This is a genomic window from Halogeometricum borinquense DSM 11551, from assembly GCF_000172995.2.
GTDB lineage: Archaea > Halobacteriota > Halobacteria > Halobacteriales > Haloferacaceae > Halogeometricum > Halogeometricum borinquense.
Genome location: NC_014729.1, coordinates 2,772,038 through 2,787,875, shown reverse-complemented (window position 1 = coordinate 2,787,875; position 15,838 = coordinate 2,772,038). Strand labels below are relative to the sequence as shown.

Sequence of the window (15,838 nt, the reverse complement as noted above, 5' to 3'; positions counted from 1 at the left end):
AGCATCACAGCAACTCCTCCTCGGCGTTCACGACACGCTTGAACTCACTTACGTCGCCCCCATTGTCTGGGTGCGTCTCTTTCTTCCGAGTCCGCGCAGCGGCCTTCACAACACTCTCTGGTGCGTCTGATGCGACTCCGAGAATTTCGTGCGGTTCCTCGATCGCCCCGGAGACAACGACATTCTCTCGGTCGTCTCCAGGCGGGAGTTGGTGAGCTGAGAACTCCGATTCGATGGTCTCGACACCGTAGCGCGTGAGGGCGCGTTTCGCTTTTAGTGTGAGAGCGATAGCCCGAGCGTTGTCCCTCGGGTTGTCCCACTTGTCCATCGGCATCGCGTACTGCTCACCATCGTGTTCGAAGCGAACGACTACACCAGGGTCATCAAACGATGAGTTCGCGTAGGGCTTGTTTGGGTTCCGTTTTTGATGCTCTGCGTCGGTATCGAGTCGGACGTTCTTCGCGTCCATCCTCCGGAGCTGTTTCAGAACCGAATCGAATGCCTCACTCCGTGTCACCTCGAATCCGTGCGGGTAGGATCGGCGTTCGTCAGCGGGTGTTCGCTCAAACTCCGGTGGCCAATCTAATTCGCCCTGAGCAGTACCGTCACTCATCAGACTCCTCCTCGGGGTCATCGTCGAACTTGATCGATTCCCAGAATTCCTCAAGATCACGCGTGCGTTGGCAGGTCTGACACCGAAGCCCCCGCGCTGGAGAACCACATTCAACGCACGACATCAGTGATCTCCTCCGTCTGTGGCGACTCGTGTCGTTTCCCTAGGAGCAACGTACTCCTGACTGACCCTATGACCGGTCTCTTCTTGGTGGCGTTCGATAGCGCGCTCGGTGGCGAACGCCCCCTCAATCAGTGCGTCGAAATCGCACTCGTGGCAGCTGACGTGATGGGTCACGCGTGACCACCGCCCTTGTAGACCTCGCGGTACGGCCCCGCGGGCGTCATCAACCGCACTTCATCACGCGACAGTGGCTCGCCGTCACGACGATCCCTCAGCTCCTGAAACTCCGGATCGATGTCGTCGTGATATGTCCGAGCGCATGCCGCACACCAAAAGTGGTTGTTCGTCGGCTCCCAATCGCGGTGACCACGCGGACACACGTACCGCCAGCGGTCCACATCATCCTCAAGCTCAATCGTCGTCAGCGTCTTAGGCATCGCAGTCGATGCCGATGATTTCCCCCATAAAAGAGTCGAGCCTTGTATGGGGAGTGAAAGTGAAAGTAGTCGTAAATCCGCACCGCCCCCCGTTATTTCGGGATCGCAGGCGGTGAAAGTAGTCACCGATACTGTCGTTCGTTCGAGGGTTTCAAGCCCCCATATCGAGTCGTTGTACATGGCTTTCGTGGTAGGTCACGGAAGTCCACGCGGACCCGTGCCCCTAACACGGGGTCCGCTTTGTTCTGACAAGTGGACCCACCGCCGAAGAGCGACGGGTCCGCGAAGTGCTTCCGTTATAACTCTCGTAATGTCCGTCCTATTTATATGTTTGCACAATATTACTCATACATAGGATATATGATTCAGTCAGCAGACTTTTCGGTGCGGCTATACATCGGAACCAAAGATAAGGGGACATGCGCCCCCGGGTACCGTGGATGAACGAAGTAGATGACGCCATCTTGGAGTTTTTCCGGGAAATGGAGTCTATATCGGGGGAACGGGTAGAGCTTCAGCCGGGAACCGTTCATCACAATATTGCGGAAGTACGCGGTTATTCAGAGAAGAGTCGGAGTACCTTTTCGCGTCGGATAGGTGACTTGGAAAAAATAGGCTTGTTAGAGCTTACTGACGAGACTAAACGTTATTATCGAATTACTGAAAAGGGATTAGCGTATCTTGAAGGCGAGATTAAGGCCGAAGAGCTTGAACCTGACGAGTAATTGTTGAGCTTCTTGGTCGAAGTAATTATCACAGTATGTGAAAGTAGTCTGCTCAAATGCCGAGCAGCGAAGGTCGGACTTGTCCGAAGTGTGGACAAAGGGTCTGGAGACTATCCCACGACAAATTTCTCAAATGCCATCGGTGTGGTTGGACCGTAAGCTATCCGGTTATCAGATGGATCACTAACCCCTCTTGGGCGAAATATTACTTGAGCCAGTTCCGGAACAATCCGCTCTCTGGTTTGTGGGAGATCATCAAATTCGGATTTGGTGCCTATATTCTCTTCACGGTTCTATTTGCGGGAGTTGGCGTACTCACGGGGCCAGACACTGGAGGTAGTGGATCAACGGTATCAGGACCGACTAACACGACCGTCTCAGAAACGGCTGATCAGACGGTTCAGAACCCGTGGAATAAGGAGACTGTCGTCGTGGGAATACGAAATCAAGCCGCACCGTCCCGGAATTTGACTGGTGCCGTGGCTGAATCACTCAATTATTGGGAAGATCATCCGGAGTATGGTGTATATTCCGTCGATTTCGTACTCAGACCAGATGCTGAAAACCCCGACATAATCGTCTGGTACAATAATACGATTAACTGTCCACAGGGGGCCTCTGGTTGCGCTCATCGGCTAAACAGGACAACCAGTGCCCGTCCACCTGAAAACGTCCAAATTCTCTACAACAAGTCGAATAACTACCGTACAGTCAAGAATACGATCATCCATGAGTTCGGCCATATTCTCGGAATTACTCACTGTGAAAAACCACACTGGGTGATGTCGTACTGGTCAGGTTCTCACGGGTGCAAAAATCCGACTTTCGACGCTCCCAGTGTCGAGAACCAAAGCCTCGCGTGGCGGAGTACGAATCTCTCCGTGTATGTCGATTATTCTAATGTTTCGAAGAACAGTTTGACAGAGACCAAGTCGCAAGTAAACCACGCCGTCACCTATTTTGAAGAGTGGAAGGCCAAAGAAGTCCCTTCGGACGTTTCCTTCACACGAGTACAGGACCCCTGGAAAGCCGACATAGTCATAACATTCGCTCAAGATAGGTGCGAGGGAGAATATACTGTCTGCGGTGATGGCGGGACAGCCCGTGACTTTGACAATGATGGGGAGTTTGAGTACTTGACTCAAGCAACAATAACGATCGAGTCGGAAACAGATGTAGATGCTCGAGGATGGTACGTCGGCTGGGGACTAGCTCATAACTTAGCACCAGGCAACATCCCGCCAGTTTTCGAGGATCCAAGCTACGAGGAGCAGCGTAGCAGCTGGTGGGACTAACTAAATCGGTGGACTAGATAGAGTAACTCAACGCCTTATCGTTGTTATTTCTGGTTCTAAGGCGTCTTTGTCCCAGGTTCTGAGTTCGTCTCCTTCGGATCCCCTTTCCCGTGCAGCATCTATTGCCGCTCCTTTCGAGCGGAAGGGGCCATCCGTCTCGTGTACCTCCGGACCTTTTGCAGTGAGATACCAACCTGGCCCATCGTAATCGTCAACGTCGTATGCAACGGACCAGGTCACCTCGCCGGGCGTATACTGCGGACTACTGCCACCAAATCCGAGTGCATTGTTGAGGAAGCTTCGGAGACTCATGTGTACCACTATCCGACACGCTCTCTTGCCTAAATTTCTGCCCCTGGAACCTATCGCAGAAGGTTAAACATGGGGTGATTAGGATGAACGGCGTCGAGAGAGTCTCATGACGCGGTACAACATCATGCCGACCGCGCGCGGCGAGCCCTACGACTGGAAAGTCGAAGCGAACGGTAGAAAAACAAGTTCTCATCGCACGCAGCAGAACGCGGTCGATGCAGCCCGGCGTCGGGCGGCCCCCGGCGACGAGATCAATATACACGGAACGGGCGGACGCGTGCGGGACTCTTGGACGGTGAGAGCATGAGTACCGAGAACGACGGCACACCCATACAAACACGACTCGTCACGGAGGCAACAACCGATCAGGAGGAACTCCTTGACAAACTCGCCGAGACGGATCTCACCGGGATCGTGCTCGTCGGACTCGACGACAAGAATGCTGAGGCGCTTGAGGATCATCTCGACGGAATGGTTGACGAAGCGGCGATTCTCCGGGCGTAACCATGTTCAACGTCCTCGATATTGAAGACGCGGCACCTGAGATATTCCGTGACACCGACCGCGAATAGATTAGGATGGCTCTGTTGAAATCCTCAAAACTTGATGGGACTCGTGAGTGTGCTGAATACAGAGCGTGCATCGTTGATTGACCAATCACAGTCTGGGATGAATAGATTGGTAGATACAGACGGTAAGCTTTGCAGTAGCGCGGATGGCTGGTCGATACTGACTTAGGTCGTCCAGACGCCCACGTTAGAGTCCGCCGAAACATAGACTCGGAACTCGTCTTCTTCCTCAAGTACGTCGTTTACGTAGTCGATTTCCTGAACGTCATCAATATCCAAGCCTGAATTCGGGATACGCACATCTATGCTCTTGCTACCGCTGGCGTCTGGGATTTCACTCCTATCCGAAAATTCAGCCTCGATTCGGGATTTTGCTCGCTCTTTAGACATGATTGTATATTATGGTATGGCAACATATCAAACTTAGCCTATACAGACGGTCAAACCAGATTATACGGCGAGTAGAAGGTGGATCGGGAACAATTAGAACTCCTACATGTGAGTTCTCTTAGTGATTCTAACAGCTGGTTCAGGAGGATAGATATTCAAATTCAGCACGCGAGATACATCAATTTCTGGAACTTCCAACAGAGCCACCAAGATTTACTTCTCAACGACGTTACGACAGCTCTGCCTCTTCGAAGGCCTGATTGACGACCTCGGGCGTCGGTGCGTTGAGGTAGGGTTCGATTGCCTGAAAGGAGTCCCACCCGCCAACAGCCATGACGACTCGCGGGTTCATCTGCCGGTCAACCAAGAGGCGTTGAGCGAACCGACGCCGGAGATCGTGGCTACTGACGTGTCGAAAGTCCTCGTCGCCGGTCTCTTCAGCTGCACGGGTGGCCGTGCGCTTCACGACATTGCGAACACCGCGCTCAGTGAGGTCAACAAGTGGCTGATTCCGTCCGATGTCCTCGGCGTTCTGAAACCGGTGTATGTCTCCTTCGACGTCTTTCGGCAGATAGGCGTCCCGAGGCTTTCCACCGTTCCCGGTCGTGTCCTTTCCTTCGGGCACGCGCAGGCGATAGTGCTCGCCATCGTCGGTCCGCTTCACGTGCTTCGGGCAAATCTGTGGAATCTCGAAGGCGCGGAGACCGACTCGCCCCCCAAGTCGAATGATCAAGTAGTCGCGTTGATTTGCGGCCACGCGCTCTAACTGTTTGAGTTCGGAATCAGTCATCCAGATCTTGTACTGATCCTCTTTCGCGGTCGCTTCCAATCGCATGAAGATTTCTTATAACAACATTTCACTTAGAGGCACCGGACACCGACGTGATCGAGGTGCAAGTGTGGGTGATACAGGGGGTTCGCTTCCGACTTGTATAACAAGTCGGCAATGTGCTTAATGCAAATCAAATCAGTTCAAGAAGTACGACAAACGTTTAGCATCAATAGCAGCACCAGGTTCACCGTGATCACGTCGTCATAAACGGTTGTTGTCGGTAATGGGAAAGTATTCAAACAATCGTAGAAACCATACGGCATCGGATAAACGGAGAGTTACAACCTGAAAGGCATCCGTGGTGAATCAACGGCTACTAGAAATATAACTCAGCGCCACTCCCGTTCTGTCTTGCCTCAGACGTCAAGTACACCCGTACTCTCATCTCGATTTCTGGGGACCCCTCCCAGATAGTTTCAAACAGTAACTTGCCGTCCCAGTCGTCTCGGTCTTTAATCTTCTCACCAGCATCTCCCACAATCTCGCGTGCAATCTGCGTATCGGTCGTATTCAAATGGAGTACAACATCGAAGGACTCGTAACCGGTCATTTCAGATGACGGATCGTCTAGGTTTGTCGTAGCTACCCAATCAACATCATCATCCATGCAATTGATCGACTGCTTGAATGCAGTTCTAAGGTCTTTATTTCCCATATATATCTGTATAGGACAAAAATATTTCAAATGACAGGATAGCTGCTGAACACGGAAAGAATCGTATTCCTACAGCTTCGTCTATATCGAGGAGACTGTTCAGTACATCTTGCAGAGAAAGTTGCGATGAAACCAGAATAGCTCGACGTTAATTGCCAACGACTACTTAGCGCTAACCAAACTATCCGTCAGGCCAATTGCATTGGCCGCACCGATCACCAGCGTCATCCTCTATTAGACCGAGTGCTTCACCCCAGTCCTTGTTGTGAACAAGGTGATTATCGACACCTGCTGGATCAACAACTTTGCAACCACCAGGACCATCATGATGCCAATTCATGTTGTTTCTGAATATCTTCGGCATATGCGGTTCTCTGCGATGTGAATTGATAAGAGTTTGGCAGATGTTGAGATTCAACACAACAGATAGCGGGAGTAAACTGTTTAAACCAAATCTTATTCGAATAAGGTTATCCGCCGTGGTTTATGAAACCGCGAGGAGACGGTTAGGGCGTAGTTGCAGCCACTACACGACCGTATGACTCTCCGACTACTCCCGAACCGAGGTGCCCCATAGTGCCGAGCGTACCGACTACGGCTGGCGCGGTGGCAGCGCCCTCCGGTCCCGTTGCCTACGTGTTGATCGCCACGTTCGGTCTCTCACTCGGGTGGGTCGTTTCCCGTCTCCTGAGCGGCGCTCGGGAACCGCGTGAGTTCCTTGCCCCACCTCGAGTGACTGACCGCGTCGCCGACATCCTCGCGAGCCGATTCGCAGCCCAGATCCTTCCGGACGAGCCGACTTCGGAGGATCTCGAGCGGGTCGCTAAGAACGGCCTCGCCGCAGCGGGATTGATGGCAGTGTTGGCGTTGATCGTCGCCTCGATGACGGCCAACGCGTTCACGCCGCTCGTCGTCACGGGGTGTGTCGTCGTCGTACTCCTCGAACTCGGCGAGGTGCTCGTCGCCTACGGAGTGTCGGAGAAGCCGATCCTGTTCACAGAACAATGACCGTAACGCACTACGATGTCGTCGAGGGACGTATCGCACTCTCACTAATGCTTGGACTCCTCGCGGTCGCGCTTCTCGCGCACCTGATCGTGAGTTCCCCGGTGTCGTTCCTCCCGGCGTTGATCGCGTTGGGTGGGCTCGCCGTACTCACGATCCAGAACGGCCTGATCTACCTAAGCCAGGTCGTCGGATCCGAGAAGAACGAGGCGGAGGGCACGGAGATCGCATGAGCGAACGCGGGGACCACCGCGCCACCGGCCCTCGAAACCGCCGTCATCGCCACGGCTACGAGGAGATCGGCGGCGAAGTCCTCGAGGTGTGGGAGCGCGAGCACCGCAACAGCGACCGTACCCATGTCATCGCCGTTGATTCCGGGGAGATCGTGCTCGTCCTCGCAAGCGACGTTGATGAACACGGGGAACCGCTTGCTGCCGAACTCGTCTCGACATGCTACACTACAGACGAAGCACAGGAACGAGCCCACGCATGGCTCAAGCACAACGAGACGGGAATTGACAGCGGAGGCGGCGGTGTCCGCGAGTTGTTCAACCTGTAGTCTTTTTCTGCCTCACTGCCTGTCGAGCGTCGCGTCGAGTTCGAGTTGATCCAGGTACGCACCGACGAGCGCCCGCGGGAGATCCTCAACGTCAACGTGCCGGTAGCCGTCTCTCCCAAATAGCTCTTCGAGCGTGGACTCGTTCACGCGACCGAACCCAAACCCAACGACCGCTGTCCCGTAGGTTCGGAGATCTTCGACGAGCTCGGCGACCCTATCGGCGCGACTCGGCCGGCCATCGGTGATCGCAAACAGCACGCGCTCACGACCCTTGAGTGGACGCATAAGTCGGGTAACGTCGCGGAGTGCCGGAAGCATGGGCGTCCCACCGCCGGGTTCCGTGGCATCGAGGTGCTGCCACCGCCACGACTCGTAGGGACCGGTGACGAGCGCACTCTTACGCTTTCCCTGGGGGAACGCGGTGATCACGACATCGTCATCGACGGCACTCGCGGCAAGGGCGAGCGCGCCGACCGCAGCTTTCGCATCATGCTCGGCGTTGCCCATACTGCCACTCATGTCGAGTGCGATTCCGACGACGCGGTCGCCAGTGTCGTTCGTCTCGGTGCGGGACCACAGATCGTCGAAAACGGTGTCGTCACCCGCAAGGAACCGGATCACGTTGCGGACATCCGGCCGCTCACCGACGCGATCAGTGACACGGATTTCCTCGGCGACAAGGCGTTTGAATTCGCGCACGACCGCCGCTGCGGTCCCACCGGCTCGGAGCTCGTCGCGAACGTCGCTCGCGGGCGCGCTCCCAGAGTAGTTATCGACGCGGTGGTTCCGGGCGCTCCGCCGATCAGCGAGCCTTGAGGTCGCTTTGCCACCGCGGTGGATCCCTCCTATCTCGCCGATTTCGCTAGAGAGATCCTCACTGTCGAGCGCCTCGACGTCATCAATGACGGCAGCACCCTCATCCTCGTCAGGTGGATCGACGTCGATTGAGCGGAGTTCACCGAGTTCGACGCTCGAGCTCGTCCGCACGGGCCCGGGTGTCCACTCGGTGAGTCCGTCGGCGGCCATGCGCTCGCGGGCGGCGAGATGGTACTCGGATCCGTCGTTGTCAACAACCAGAGTGCGGCGGCCGTCATTCTCCTCGGGCTCGAGGACATCGACGAGGACACCAGAGACGTCGAGGGATTCGGTGGTAAACGAGACGTCGGCCTCGTTAACGTAGTGCTGCGGGATCACCGCGATCACGTCGCCGATCTCACTCATAGCGTCGTGACGGTGCGAGGCGCACCGAACCGCACCGCTCCGGTGCGCGGTGGCGTCGCGGTTCGTTCATCGGATGTTTCGACGGCCGCACTCTGAACACTCGACGAGGACCATGCTCGGACGCTCGGGCGGCTCAATCGTCCCTCCACAGTTGTAGCACTCGTCCCACGCGGGGAGCTCGTCGGCGACGTCCTCCGGAGGAGAAAGCCAAGAGACGAATCGAGCGAACGCCCTCGCGACGACCGCGCTCATGCCGTCACCTCTTCGGGGCCGAGGTCGGGCTCATGGTCGGCTCGCTTCAACGCTGAGTGTATCTTACCGGCGACGTCACCCGCGACCTCGTCGTAGACGGGCTTGACGACCGCGGACTGCATGGCACGACCGACAGGATCGTTGAGCCCACGCTCAGCGAACGCGTAGGCAGTTTGTGCCCAAGAGATCACCGCAGGAGTCGGGACACCGCGGGTGATCGCGGGCTCCGACTCGTCCTCGGCGGCGTCGCGTACGACGTTGGCGGCATCGACGAGAACGCGGGCGTCGGTACTCGGCATCGGTGTCTTGGTCGCAACGAGTTCGGCCTCGAGGTCGGGCGAGTGCTGCCCGAGGTAAGGAAGCTCCCACTTGAGTCCGAGACGACGCTCCTCAGCGGCGTCAAGCTCCTCCGTTTCGTAATCCTGCCCTTCGTTCATCGTGGCGACTGTGATCATGTCCTCGGCTACGCCGGAGATCAACTCATTGCCGCGGGGCTTGATCTTGACCTCGGCGCGGTGATCGAGCGCCGGAAACAGCGTTCCTTTCGACCGCGCGGTTGCGCGTGTGACCTCGTCGATCAGGACAAGGACCTCGCGTTCTCGTGAGGCGAGGAGGGCACGAGTGAGCGGACCGTCCACCCACATGACGTCACCACCGACGATCTGAGGCGTTCCGAGGAGTTCCGCGCCGCGGAGCGCGTAGTTGCATTGAATCGTGATCATGGGCGCGCCGCGGTCAGCAGCAAGATACTCGGCGAGGGTCGTCTTGCCGCACCCAGTCGGACCGGAGATCTGGAACCGTGGGAGTTGCCCGGTCGCGCCGCGCGCCTTGAGGACGGCCTTGATCTCGTCGAGTTCGCGCTCGGCCTGCCGGTACACGGGAACGTCCTCGGTGTCGGGAACGAACCGGTCCCAGTCGTAGTTGCGAGAGCCGAGGATCGGCAGGTCCTCCGCATCGTCGATCTCGTCCTTGGCGGGAATCGTGTAGACGTAGCCGCCACCGTCGCCGTGGTTCCAGTGCCGATCCAGGCGGACGTCCTCGTTCTCGACCCACGCCTTGAGTTTGCGGTTCGTATTCGAGGGCGATTTACCAACGACCTCGGCGATTTCATTCTTCGTCCGAGCGCCGTTCTCAATCGCGTCGTGAACGTCTTCTATTTTTAAGTGCGAACTCATGTCGAGCGACCTCCTCGCGCTCCGCGCTTCGCCGTGGGTGCAACCCCGGTATCATGGTGGCAGCATCGTTGCGGCGCCGAACCGGCCCGCGATATAACACGCGTACAGCTAACTGACCATAAGGGGGGGAGGGGGAGGGTCCCCCTCGGATATGCCCTTAGAGCGTCACATGACGTCAAGGTCGAACCTCCGCTTTAGCAGACTCTTGACGGTCTTACTCTCGTTCTCTGTAAGCCCGTAGTCCACCTTGAGGAGGTTCCGGTTGATGTACTGTCCACCGGGCGAGTCCTCAAGGTAGGCGTCAACGGCGTCGCGTGACTCGATCTCGTCAACGGCCTCACGCGGGCTATACTCCTCCTCGTCATCATCGTCAGGGGCAACGGCCTCCTTTGCCGTCTTGTTTAGGGAGTCTGTGAACTTCTCTTTACGTTCTTCATAAGCACCGATCAGATCCACGGACGGGAGGCCGAAGGTGAGTCCTTTATATTTCCGTTTGGTCCCGTCCCACCGGAGTCGAGGGTACGGGTAGTGGTTCTCGCCGGTCCTCGGGTTCGTCTTGATCCTCTTGAACTGAGCCCGCGACCACTCCTCGTCGTGGTTGATCCGGATCATCTCGAAATAGCCGTGGAGCCGGGACCGAGCGACGGGATCGAGCTTGTCGAGCTCGGGAAGCGTGAGGATCGCGATCCGGTTCTGGTGGCGCCACGTTTGCAACACGTAGTTGAGGTGCTGGTGGGCGTCGTCGTACCAGTCGCGATGTGAGGCGCCGACGCCGGCCTCGTCGAGGACGATCACCGATCCCTCGGGTTGGTCCTCCTCGACGAGTCCGAAAAACTCCTCGAGAGTGAATGCGACGTTGTCGACGTCGAAATCGGGGTAGAGAGCCTCGGCGAGACGGAGAGCGGCGTAGGACTTGCCCTTGCCCGTCTCGCCGACGACGACGCCCATGAAGTTCTGGTTCCATTCGTGAACCCGCCGGTAGATCACCTTGCGGAGGATTGGAGAGTTCCGGACGGGTTCGGGGATACGGTCGGCCGTGGGATGTGTGATTTGAGCTTTCGCCATGAAAAGATACCTCGGTTAGATCGGGTCTTTCTCCCATTCTTCGGGGATGTCACCCTCGGGACCGAACCCGAGCTTGCTCGCCGCCTCGTCGAGAACCGTGTGTACCCGAAGAGTGTGCTTACGCGGGAGATACTGTGGGAGTTCGCGGCGAACGGTGACGCGGCCCTCAAGGACGTCGTCGTACTGTTGGGTGTCTGGTGTCGTGCGCGAGCGCCACGCTTGCAGGGAGCGGAGCCCGTGCATAATCTGTTCGTCGTCGCGTGCCTCGATTGGGAAGCTCGGATCTTCCTCCATCCACTCAAGGCAGTTGAGCGCTGTCTCCGCATCGACGTTGTAGAAATCCATGAGCGCATCGACGACCTTGTTCCGGTCGGATCCGACGGGATTCGGCATGAGCGCGACCTGTTCCCAATAGTGCGGTCGGTCGGGGAGGTGCGGCTCAAGCCGACTGTAATACTCGATCACCGACGCGAAGTATTCGGCCGAGGCGATCTCCGAATTCACCACGTTGTCGGGAACGAACGGAGCAAGTTCCGCGCGCTCGCGGTGTTCAGCGGCTCGTTCGTAAGCGTCGAGTATCAGTCGATCAGAGCCCGTCGGGCCGTCCTTGTCACGGTTATCGGGGCGACTGTCGCTCATCGTTCGGCGAATTCACAGGGTTTGATCAGAATACCGCCTTCGCGAACTTCGACCTCAAGGAGCTGTCCTTTCTCGATTCCGTGATATTGCTTTCCGAATTTTGTGAGATTGACCTCAATGCAGTTCTCAGAGTTCCCATTTTGTTGGGCCTGCCTCGTCTTTATATCATCGTGCACTTTCTCCCCGAGTACCTCACTGTTGACGTCGCCTTGCGGGGTCGTCTTTCGCGTCCCGTCCGCGCCTTGGGTAGATGGATTGGCGCTTGCCATACATATACTCAATACTGATAGTCTTACAAAAACGGTTGTCCTTAACCTTATCAAAACCACGCCAATGGCCCTTAAGTTGGCCAATCTAAGCGAGCGGAGATAATTCTCGGCTGTATGGAGGTTCATGCAACCCCCCACGCCGGATACGACCGGCGCAGCAACGACGCGGAACAGTTCGACGACCACGTTCTCGACGCTGAGATCGAGACAGAAGGACTCAGCTCCGAACAGCGTGCGGGTCTCGTCGCTATCGGACAGGCGGCAATCATCAACGGCGTGAACGACGTTCGCGAGCGCCTCAAGGGTGGGATCGAGGACGTCCGCACGGCCGCGGAGATTCAGCAGGAAATGGCCGATCTCTACGCCGGACGGCAGTGGGATGAGGTTGACGAGGAACTCGGTATCGGCGAGCGCCTCGGTGAGGATTCCCAGGTCTACGCGGCGATTGAAGCGACATTCACTCGCATGGTGTCGGCCGCGGTCACGCTGATCGTCGGGATCTACGTGTTCGCTCAGATCAGTTCGACGATGCCGACGCCGTCGAACCCCGAACTCGCGAACTCAACAAACACCGTCAAGTCAACGACGGGTAACGCGTTCACTCTTGGGTCTGTCGCGATTATCGTCCTCGTCGCCTCGGTGATCCTCGGGCTCGTCGGCGGCTTCGGTGGTCGCGGACGGGGTCGCCGCTAAACACCCATCTCACACCCTAAAACCACTCTTATGAACGGAGGTGAGACACGTGGAAGACTCGTTTAACCAGATGGTCACCGTGGCGGTCATGCTGATCGTCGGGATCTACGTTGTGTCCTCGATTTTCGGCACGATGCCGGCTATGGCGACATCGAGCGTCGCGAACGAGTCGATCACGATAGACGTGGGCAACGCAACGTCGGTTGACAAGACGTACGGCGAGAAATACTATGAAAACGAGACGATCACGAACAGTTCGGGTACGAACCTCACTGAGGGAACCGACTATGAGTGGTATCCCGGAAATCACTCGGTAGCATGGTATAGTACGACGAGTACAACAGACGGTGCGACCGCGGAGATCGACTACGCTTTCGACCACAAGCCGGACATGGCGCGCAACTCGATCGGCACGATCGGGAGCGCGTTCGTCCTCGGCGCGGTCGCCGTGATCGTCCTCGTCGCAGCCCTCATTCTGGGGCTCGTCGGCGGGTTCGGTGGCGGCGGGCGACGTGGACGGAGGTGATCTTCGTTGCTCGTACCTGTTTATCTCGCACTTCTTTTCGGTGCGCTCGGGGCTGCCAAAATAGCACTCATAGACCGTCGAGCACCGCTCACGACCATGCCGGCGAGCATGGTGTTCTTCGGCGCGTTCTCAATCAGTTCGTTCGCTGTTGAACCTCTCACCGGCGGCGATCCGCGGACAATGCTCGGCATGTTCGCGCTCGGGCTCGGCGGTCTCCTGTTTATGCTCGCCATGACGATACTCGAAGGACTCGACAAGCTCCCCGAACATCCGGTCGAGGCGGTCCTCGGGAAGGATAACCCGGTGGCTCCGACCGGACCCGAACAGCGCGAAAAACCCCAACGAGGTGACTAAACGTGGGTAACGCACGAACTAACGGACACACGAAGACTGTAGAGAACCCCGCAAACGGACGGAGTACGGCGAATAACGATGACTGGCAACCCCGGACGTGGGACCGCGATGCCGCAACGCGTGGCATGAACTACGGTGACCACCCGGCTGGCGATCTCCTCTCGACCCTCTCGCGGTCGGGAGCGCCGCCCGACGCCGCGAAGTTGTGGGCGTCGGAGCTGAACCAGGACCATATCCTCGGCAAACTCGACGAGGCGGAGCTGTGGTATCGCCGGCACGAGCTCGATATCAACATGGATCTCCTCCTCGCGAGCGCACCGCCCTCGGAGTCGATATGGCAGGGGCCGCGACGGAGGGTGGCCGGCCTTGACGGCAAACCGTGGCCGTTCTCGCCGACAGAGATCCACGAGGCCCGGGACACCCGCGACGCGGCCTACGAGCGCAACACACGTTCCCGGGACGGGTGGCAACAGAAGCTCCTCGCAGAGCAACAGTCAGAGCGCAGAATCGTCGAGGAACGCGACGACAGCAGCGGCGGTCTTCTCTCGAAATTGGTGGGATAACCCATGTCAAACAACGAAAATATCGTGTACTTCACGATGGACGAACAGCTGAAATCCAACGGAGGTGAGCCGTAGATGGCGCTCATGCCGTGGCTCAATCTGTTCTTGCAGATTTTGTGGGACAAGGTCATGCCGATCGTCGGGGTGATCTCGGTTCTCTCGATATTCCTGATCATGGGCGGTCACAATATCCCGGTCGGCAGTGTCCGAGACAAGCTCGGGCGGCGACTGATCGGCCGTGGATCACGGATTATGGGCAAGACGCTCATGGCGATCAAGGACGAGGACGGCCTGTGGTCGCTCAAGCCGGCGACCTACGACGGCGAGAATAACGGGTACTGGGTCCCGACAGCCGACGGTCGTGAGTTCTACGACGCGAGCGGCGTCGGCGGAGATCCGGGCGGTTGGTATGGCGGGACTGCGCTCGCAATCGCCTACGACGGCCTCGGCGCGCTTGCCGAACCGGCCTCCGGTGAGGTCGGACGGCAGGCACGGATCAAGATGCAGCACTACGCCGAGGACCTCTCGACGATTGACTATGCGACGTGGAAAGCCCAAGAGGACGGTCCGGAACTGATCGCTGCGGCCGGAACCCAGATCGCAGATAGCCTCGTGAACGGCACGCAGGTCCTCGCGGATGAAGGTCGTCGCGCCCGCGATAAGCTCGGTGAGAGCGTCGGATCGGCTCGGGACCGGCTCGGTGACGGTGTTGATGCCGCCCGCGACCGCGTCGGAGACGACGAGGATGATCCGCTCACGGACGGCGGCAAGACGGTGATCGACGAGTGGGAGACGATGCTCCCGACTCGGAAGGTCGTGGACCTCCGTGATACGATCCACGCCGCGCCGTTCAACGTCAAGCCGCAACAGTTCCACCGCGTTGCGGAGAATGCGAAGAAAGGTCAACAGGGCTTCGCGTCGCTCGGTCCGCTCGGGCAAGCGGGACTGCTCATGGGCGCGTTCATGCTTGGTGCGATTGTCGCGTACATCGGGTTCACTGCGGCTGGCAGTGGTGGTGGGATCTCGATCCCGATGGGCGGCGCGGGTATGATTATGCCACCGTCGGGGGTGCTCCCGTAGATGGGATTCTTAGACAACATCCCCGGCTATTCCGGATCCGAATCGGGTGATTCCGGTAGTTCGTCGGGCTCTCAGTCGAGTAGTTCCTCGAGCAGCGGCTCGTCGGGGTCCTCGGGATCGTCCCACTCTTCGTCCTCGTCGAACGACTCGGGCGGCGGTGGCGGGTTCTGGGACGGCATCACCGACACCGTCTCGGACGCTGCTGACTCCGTGACCGACTCGGTCGGGATCGGCGGCTCGTCAGGGTCATCGCAAGAGGCGGGGCGAGACCACTCTGGTTCGTCCTTGGACTCGCCAACCTCCTCGAGTTCATCGTCCAGCGACAGTGGCGGATTCTTCGACGATGTTGGGAGTGCGGTGGAGTCCGGTGTTGACACAGTTACCGACACCGCCTCAGACATTGGAAACGATGTAGGCAGCTCTGTTGACGATGGTATCGACTCAGTCACCGATACCGCCTCAGACATCGGGAACGATGTGGGAAAC

26 protein-coding genes are annotated in these 15,838 nt (G+C 57.7%); 12 read left to right on the top strand and 14 right to left on the bottom strand.

The genetic code is table 11. The annotated features are described in order from the left end of the window. Window positions 1–4: 4 nt before the first annotated feature. The 3 genes from HBOR_RS14160 to HBOR_RS14155 all read right to left on the bottom strand — a co-directional run bounded on the left by HBOR_RS14160 (window position 5) and on the right by HBOR_RS14155 (window position 1,173). On the bottom strand, window positions 5–613 hold the full coding sequence (locus HBOR_RS14160) for a J domain-containing protein (RefSeq protein WP_006055033.1): 609 nt from the start codon (window positions 611–613) through the stop codon (window positions 5–7). After that, complete coding sequence (locus HBOR_RS20485; protein WP_275039854.1) at window positions 606–737, bottom strand: hypothetical protein; 132 nt, start codon at window positions 735–737, stop codon at window positions 606–608. The genes HBOR_RS14160 and HBOR_RS20485 overlap by 8 nt, the downstream gene beginning before the upstream one ends. A 169-nt stretch (window positions 738–906) precedes the next feature. After that, on the bottom strand, window positions 907–1,173 hold the full coding sequence (locus HBOR_RS14155; protein ID WP_006055035.1) for a hypothetical protein: 267 nt from the start codon (window positions 1,171–1,173) through the stop codon (window positions 907–909). 440 nt (window positions 1,174–1,613) lie between these two features. Here HBOR_RS14155 and HBOR_RS14150 point away from each other — a divergent pair, with 440 nt between their 5' ends. Both HBOR_RS14150 and HBOR_RS19725 read left to right on the top strand, forming a co-directional pair. Further along, complete coding sequence (locus tag HBOR_RS14150) at window positions 1,614–1,898, top strand: hypothetical protein (protein ID WP_013440720.1); 285 nt, start codon at window positions 1,614–1,616, stop codon at window positions 1,896–1,898. A gap of 209 nt (window positions 1,899–2,107) precedes the next feature. Beyond that, window positions 2,108–3,193 carry a M57 family metalloprotease gene (locus HBOR_RS19725; protein WP_144018709.1) on the top strand — a complete coding sequence of 362 codons (1,086 nt, stop codon included), beginning with the start codon at window positions 2,108–2,110 and terminating at the stop codon, window positions 3,191–3,193. Window positions 3,194–3,220: 27 nt separating this feature from the next. Here HBOR_RS19725 and HBOR_RS19720 read toward each other — a convergent pair whose 3' ends face one another. Then, entirely contained in the window at window positions 3,221–3,505 is a 285-nt protein-coding gene (locus HBOR_RS19720) for a hypothetical protein (RefSeq protein ID WP_144018708.1), read from the bottom strand. A 106-nt stretch (window positions 3,506–3,611) separates the two neighbouring features. On the opposite strand from HBOR_RS19720, the gene HBOR_RS14140 reads away from it, so the two are divergent. Both HBOR_RS14140 and HBOR_RS14135 read left to right on the top strand, forming a co-directional pair. Further along, a complete protein-coding gene (locus tag HBOR_RS14140) occupies window positions 3,612–3,812 on the top strand; it encodes a DUF2188 domain-containing protein (RefSeq protein ID WP_006055038.1) in 201 nt (66 codons plus the stop codon). Then, a complete protein-coding gene (locus HBOR_RS14135; protein ID WP_006055039.1) occupies window positions 3,809–4,009 on the top strand; it encodes a hypothetical protein in 201 nt (66 codons plus the stop codon). Before HBOR_RS14140 ends, HBOR_RS14135 begins: the two co-directional genes overlap by 4 nt. A 230-nt stretch (window positions 4,010–4,239) precedes the next feature. Here HBOR_RS14135 and HBOR_RS14130 read toward each other — a convergent pair whose 3' ends face one another. The 3 genes from HBOR_RS14130 to HBOR_RS14120 all read right to left on the bottom strand — a co-directional run bounded on the left by HBOR_RS14130 (window position 4,240) and on the right by HBOR_RS14120 (window position 5,951). Further along, entirely contained in the window at window positions 4,240–4,464 is a 225-nt protein-coding gene (locus HBOR_RS14130) for a hypothetical protein (protein ID WP_049890518.1), read from the bottom strand. A gap of 229 nt (window positions 4,465–4,693) precedes the next feature. Next, on the bottom strand, window positions 4,694–5,299 hold the full coding sequence (locus HBOR_RS14125) for a site-specific integrase (RefSeq protein ID WP_006055041.1): 606 nt from the start codon (window positions 5,297–5,299) through the stop codon (window positions 4,694–4,696). A gap of 313 nt (window positions 5,300–5,612) precedes the next feature. Continuing rightward, window positions 5,613–5,951, bottom strand: a complete 339-nt coding sequence (locus tag HBOR_RS14120) for a hypothetical protein (RefSeq protein ID WP_006055042.1) — start codon at window positions 5,949–5,951, stop codon at window positions 5,613–5,615. A gap of 576 nt (window positions 5,952–6,527) precedes the next feature. Between HBOR_RS14120 and HBOR_RS14115 the strand changes: the two genes are divergently transcribed. Genes HBOR_RS14115 through HBOR_RS14105 form a run of 3 tightly spaced genes read left to right on the top strand, consistent with a single transcriptional unit; the run spans window position 6,528 to window position 7,515 of the window. Further along, entirely contained in the window at window positions 6,528–6,959 is a 432-nt protein-coding gene (locus HBOR_RS14115; protein WP_241432343.1) for a hypothetical protein, read from the top strand. Further along, window positions 6,956–7,189, top strand: coding sequence for a hypothetical protein (locus HBOR_RS14110; protein ID WP_006055044.1), 234 nt, complete (start codon window positions 6,956–6,958; stop codon window positions 7,187–7,189). The genes HBOR_RS14115 and HBOR_RS14110 overlap by 4 nt, the downstream gene beginning before the upstream one ends. Beyond that, window positions 7,186–7,515: a hypothetical protein gene (locus tag HBOR_RS14105; RefSeq protein ID WP_006055045.1), complete on the top strand. Its 330-nt coding sequence runs from the start codon at window positions 7,186–7,188 to the stop codon at window positions 7,513–7,515. The genes HBOR_RS14110 and HBOR_RS14105 overlap by 4 nt, the downstream gene beginning before the upstream one ends. A 12-nt stretch (window positions 7,516–7,527) precedes the next feature. Here the strand turns inward: HBOR_RS14105 and HBOR_RS14100 are convergent, their stop codons facing one another. The 6 genes from HBOR_RS14100 to HBOR_RS14080 form a co-directional block, all read right to left on the bottom strand. Next, complete coding sequence (locus HBOR_RS14100) at window positions 7,528–8,736, bottom strand: vWA domain-containing protein (protein ID WP_006055046.1); 1,209 nt, start codon at window positions 8,734–8,736, stop codon at window positions 7,528–7,530. Window positions 8,737–8,802: 66 nt separating this feature from the next. Next, window positions 8,803–8,988, bottom strand: a complete 186-nt coding sequence (locus HBOR_RS19315; protein WP_006055047.1) for a hypothetical protein — start codon at window positions 8,986–8,988, stop codon at window positions 8,803–8,805. Beyond that, on the bottom strand, window positions 8,985–10,163 hold the full coding sequence (locus HBOR_RS14095; protein ID WP_006055048.1) for an AAA family ATPase: 1,179 nt from the start codon (window positions 10,161–10,163) through the stop codon (window positions 8,985–8,987). Before HBOR_RS14095 ends, HBOR_RS19315 begins: the two co-directional genes overlap by 4 nt. 165 nt (window positions 10,164–10,328) lie before the next feature. Continuing rightward, a complete protein-coding gene (locus HBOR_RS14090) occupies window positions 10,329–11,228 on the bottom strand; it encodes a hypothetical protein (RefSeq protein ID WP_006055049.1) in 900 nt (299 codons plus the stop codon). A 15-nt stretch (window positions 11,229–11,243) separates the two neighbouring features. Then, complete coding sequence (locus HBOR_RS14085; RefSeq protein WP_006055050.1) at window positions 11,244–11,867, bottom strand: hypothetical protein; 624 nt, start codon at window positions 11,865–11,867, stop codon at window positions 11,244–11,246. After that, a complete protein-coding gene (locus HBOR_RS14080) occupies window positions 11,864–12,262 on the bottom strand; it encodes an AbrB/MazE/SpoVT family DNA-binding domain-containing protein (RefSeq protein ID WP_241432344.1) in 399 nt (132 codons plus the stop codon). Before HBOR_RS14080 ends, HBOR_RS14085 begins: the two co-directional genes overlap by 4 nt. Between HBOR_RS14080 and HBOR_RS14075 the strand changes: the two genes are divergently transcribed. From HBOR_RS14075 to HBOR_RS14055, 5 genes are all read left to right on the top strand, one after another. Continuing rightward, window positions 12,251–12,829: a hypothetical protein gene (locus HBOR_RS14075; protein WP_013440717.1), complete on the top strand. Its 579-nt coding sequence runs from the start codon at window positions 12,251–12,253 to the stop codon at window positions 12,827–12,829. The genes HBOR_RS14080 and HBOR_RS14075 overlap by 12 nt on opposite strands. Window positions 12,830–12,878: 49 nt before the next feature. Then, window positions 12,879–13,355 (top strand): hypothetical protein, encoded by a 477-nt coding sequence (locus HBOR_RS14070; RefSeq protein WP_013440716.1) that lies wholly within the window; start codon window positions 12,879–12,881, stop codon window positions 13,353–13,355. 96 nt (window positions 13,356–13,451) lie between these two features. After that, window positions 13,452–13,709: a hypothetical protein gene (locus HBOR_RS14065; protein WP_006055054.1), complete on the top strand. Its 258-nt coding sequence runs from the start codon at window positions 13,452–13,454 to the stop codon at window positions 13,707–13,709. Window positions 13,710–13,711: 2 nt separating this feature from the next. Next, window positions 13,712–14,272, top strand: coding sequence for a hypothetical protein (locus tag HBOR_RS14060; protein WP_006055055.1), 561 nt, complete (start codon window positions 13,712–13,714; stop codon window positions 14,270–14,272). Between the two features lie 75 nt (window positions 14,273–14,347). Then, window positions 14,348–15,352: a hypothetical protein gene (locus HBOR_RS14055; RefSeq protein ID WP_006055056.1), complete on the top strand. Its 1,005-nt coding sequence runs from the start codon at window positions 14,348–14,350 to the stop codon at window positions 15,350–15,352. 71 nt (window positions 15,353–15,423) lie between these two features. On the opposite strand, the gene HBOR_RS14050 is transcribed toward HBOR_RS14055, so the two are convergent. After that, window positions 15,424–15,729: a hypothetical protein gene (locus HBOR_RS14050; protein WP_006055057.1), complete on the bottom strand. Its 306-nt coding sequence runs from the start codon at window positions 15,727–15,729 to the stop codon at window positions 15,424–15,426. Window positions 15,730–15,838: the final 109 nt, after the last annotated feature.

Excerpts from the sequence above, each read along its gene's own strand:
- HBOR_RS14135 (WP_006055039.1), top strand. The coding sequence starts at position 3,809 with ATGAGTACCGAGAACGACGGCACACCCATACAAACACGACTCGTCACG.
- HBOR_RS20485 (WP_275039854.1), bottom strand. The coding sequence starts at position 737 with ATGTCGTGCGTTGAATGTGGTTCTCCAGCGCGGGGGCTTCGGTGTCAG.
- HBOR_RS14065 (WP_006055054.1), top strand. The coding sequence starts at position 13,452 with ATGCCGGCGAGCATGGTGTTCTTCGGCGCGTTCTCAATCAGTTCGTTC.
- HBOR_RS14095 (WP_006055048.1), bottom strand. The coding sequence starts at position 10,163 with ATGAGTTCGCACTTAAAAATAGAAGACGTTCACGACGCGATTGAGAAC.
- HBOR_RS14100 (WP_006055046.1), bottom strand. The coding sequence starts at position 8,736 with ATGAGTGAGATCGGCGACGTGATCGCGGTGATCCCGCAGCACTACGTT.
- HBOR_RS19720 (WP_144018708.1), bottom strand. The coding sequence starts at position 3,505 with ATGAGTCTCCGAAGCTTCCTCAACAATGCACTCGGATTTGGTGGCAGT.
- HBOR_RS14110 (WP_006055044.1), top strand. The coding sequence starts at position 6,956 with ATGACCGTAACGCACTACGATGTCGTCGAGGGACGTATCGCACTCTCA.
- HBOR_RS14155 (WP_006055035.1), bottom strand. The coding sequence starts at position 1,173 with ATGCCTAAGACGCTGACGACGATTGAGCTTGAGGATGATGTGGACCGC.
- HBOR_RS14075 (WP_013440717.1), top strand. The coding sequence starts at position 12,251 with ATGGAGGTTCATGCAACCCCCCACGCCGGATACGACCGGCGCAGCAAC.
- HBOR_RS14130 (WP_049890518.1), bottom strand. The coding sequence starts at position 4,464 with ATGTCTAAAGAGCGAGCAAAATCCCGAATCGAGGCTGAATTTTCGGAT.
- HBOR_RS14090 (WP_006055049.1), bottom strand. The coding sequence starts at position 11,228 with ATGGCGAAAGCTCAAATCACACATCCCACGGCCGACCGTATCCCCGAA.
- HBOR_RS14105 (WP_006055045.1), top strand. The coding sequence starts at position 7,186 with ATGAGCGAACGCGGGGACCACCGCGCCACCGGCCCTCGAAACCGCCGT.
- HBOR_RS14085 (WP_006055050.1), bottom strand. The coding sequence starts at position 11,867 with ATGAGCGACAGTCGCCCCGATAACCGTGACAAGGACGGCCCGACGGGC.
- HBOR_RS14120 (WP_006055042.1), bottom strand. The coding sequence starts at position 5,951 with ATGGGAAATAAAGACCTTAGAACTGCATTCAAGCAGTCGATCAATTGC.
- HBOR_RS14150 (WP_013440720.1), top strand. The coding sequence starts at position 1,614 with ATGAACGAAGTAGATGACGCCATCTTGGAGTTTTTCCGGGAAATGGAG.
- HBOR_RS19315 (WP_006055047.1), bottom strand. The coding sequence starts at position 8,988 with ATGAGCGCGGTCGTCGCGAGGGCGTTCGCTCGATTCGTCTCTTGGCTT.
- HBOR_RS14125 (WP_006055041.1), bottom strand. The coding sequence starts at position 5,299 with ATGCGATTGGAAGCGACCGCGAAAGAGGATCAGTACAAGATCTGGATG.
- HBOR_RS14140 (WP_006055038.1), top strand. The coding sequence starts at position 3,612 with ATGACGCGGTACAACATCATGCCGACCGCGCGCGGCGAGCCCTACGAC.
- HBOR_RS14160 (WP_006055033.1), bottom strand. The coding sequence starts at position 613 with ATGAGTGACGGTACTGCTCAGGGCGAATTAGATTGGCCACCGGAGTTT.
- HBOR_RS14055 (WP_006055056.1), top strand. The coding sequence starts at position 14,348 with ATGGCGCTCATGCCGTGGCTCAATCTGTTCTTGCAGATTTTGTGGGAC.
- HBOR_RS14080 (WP_241432344.1), bottom strand. The coding sequence starts at position 12,262 with ATGAACCTCCATACAGCCGAGAATTATCTCCGCTCGCTTAGATTGGCC.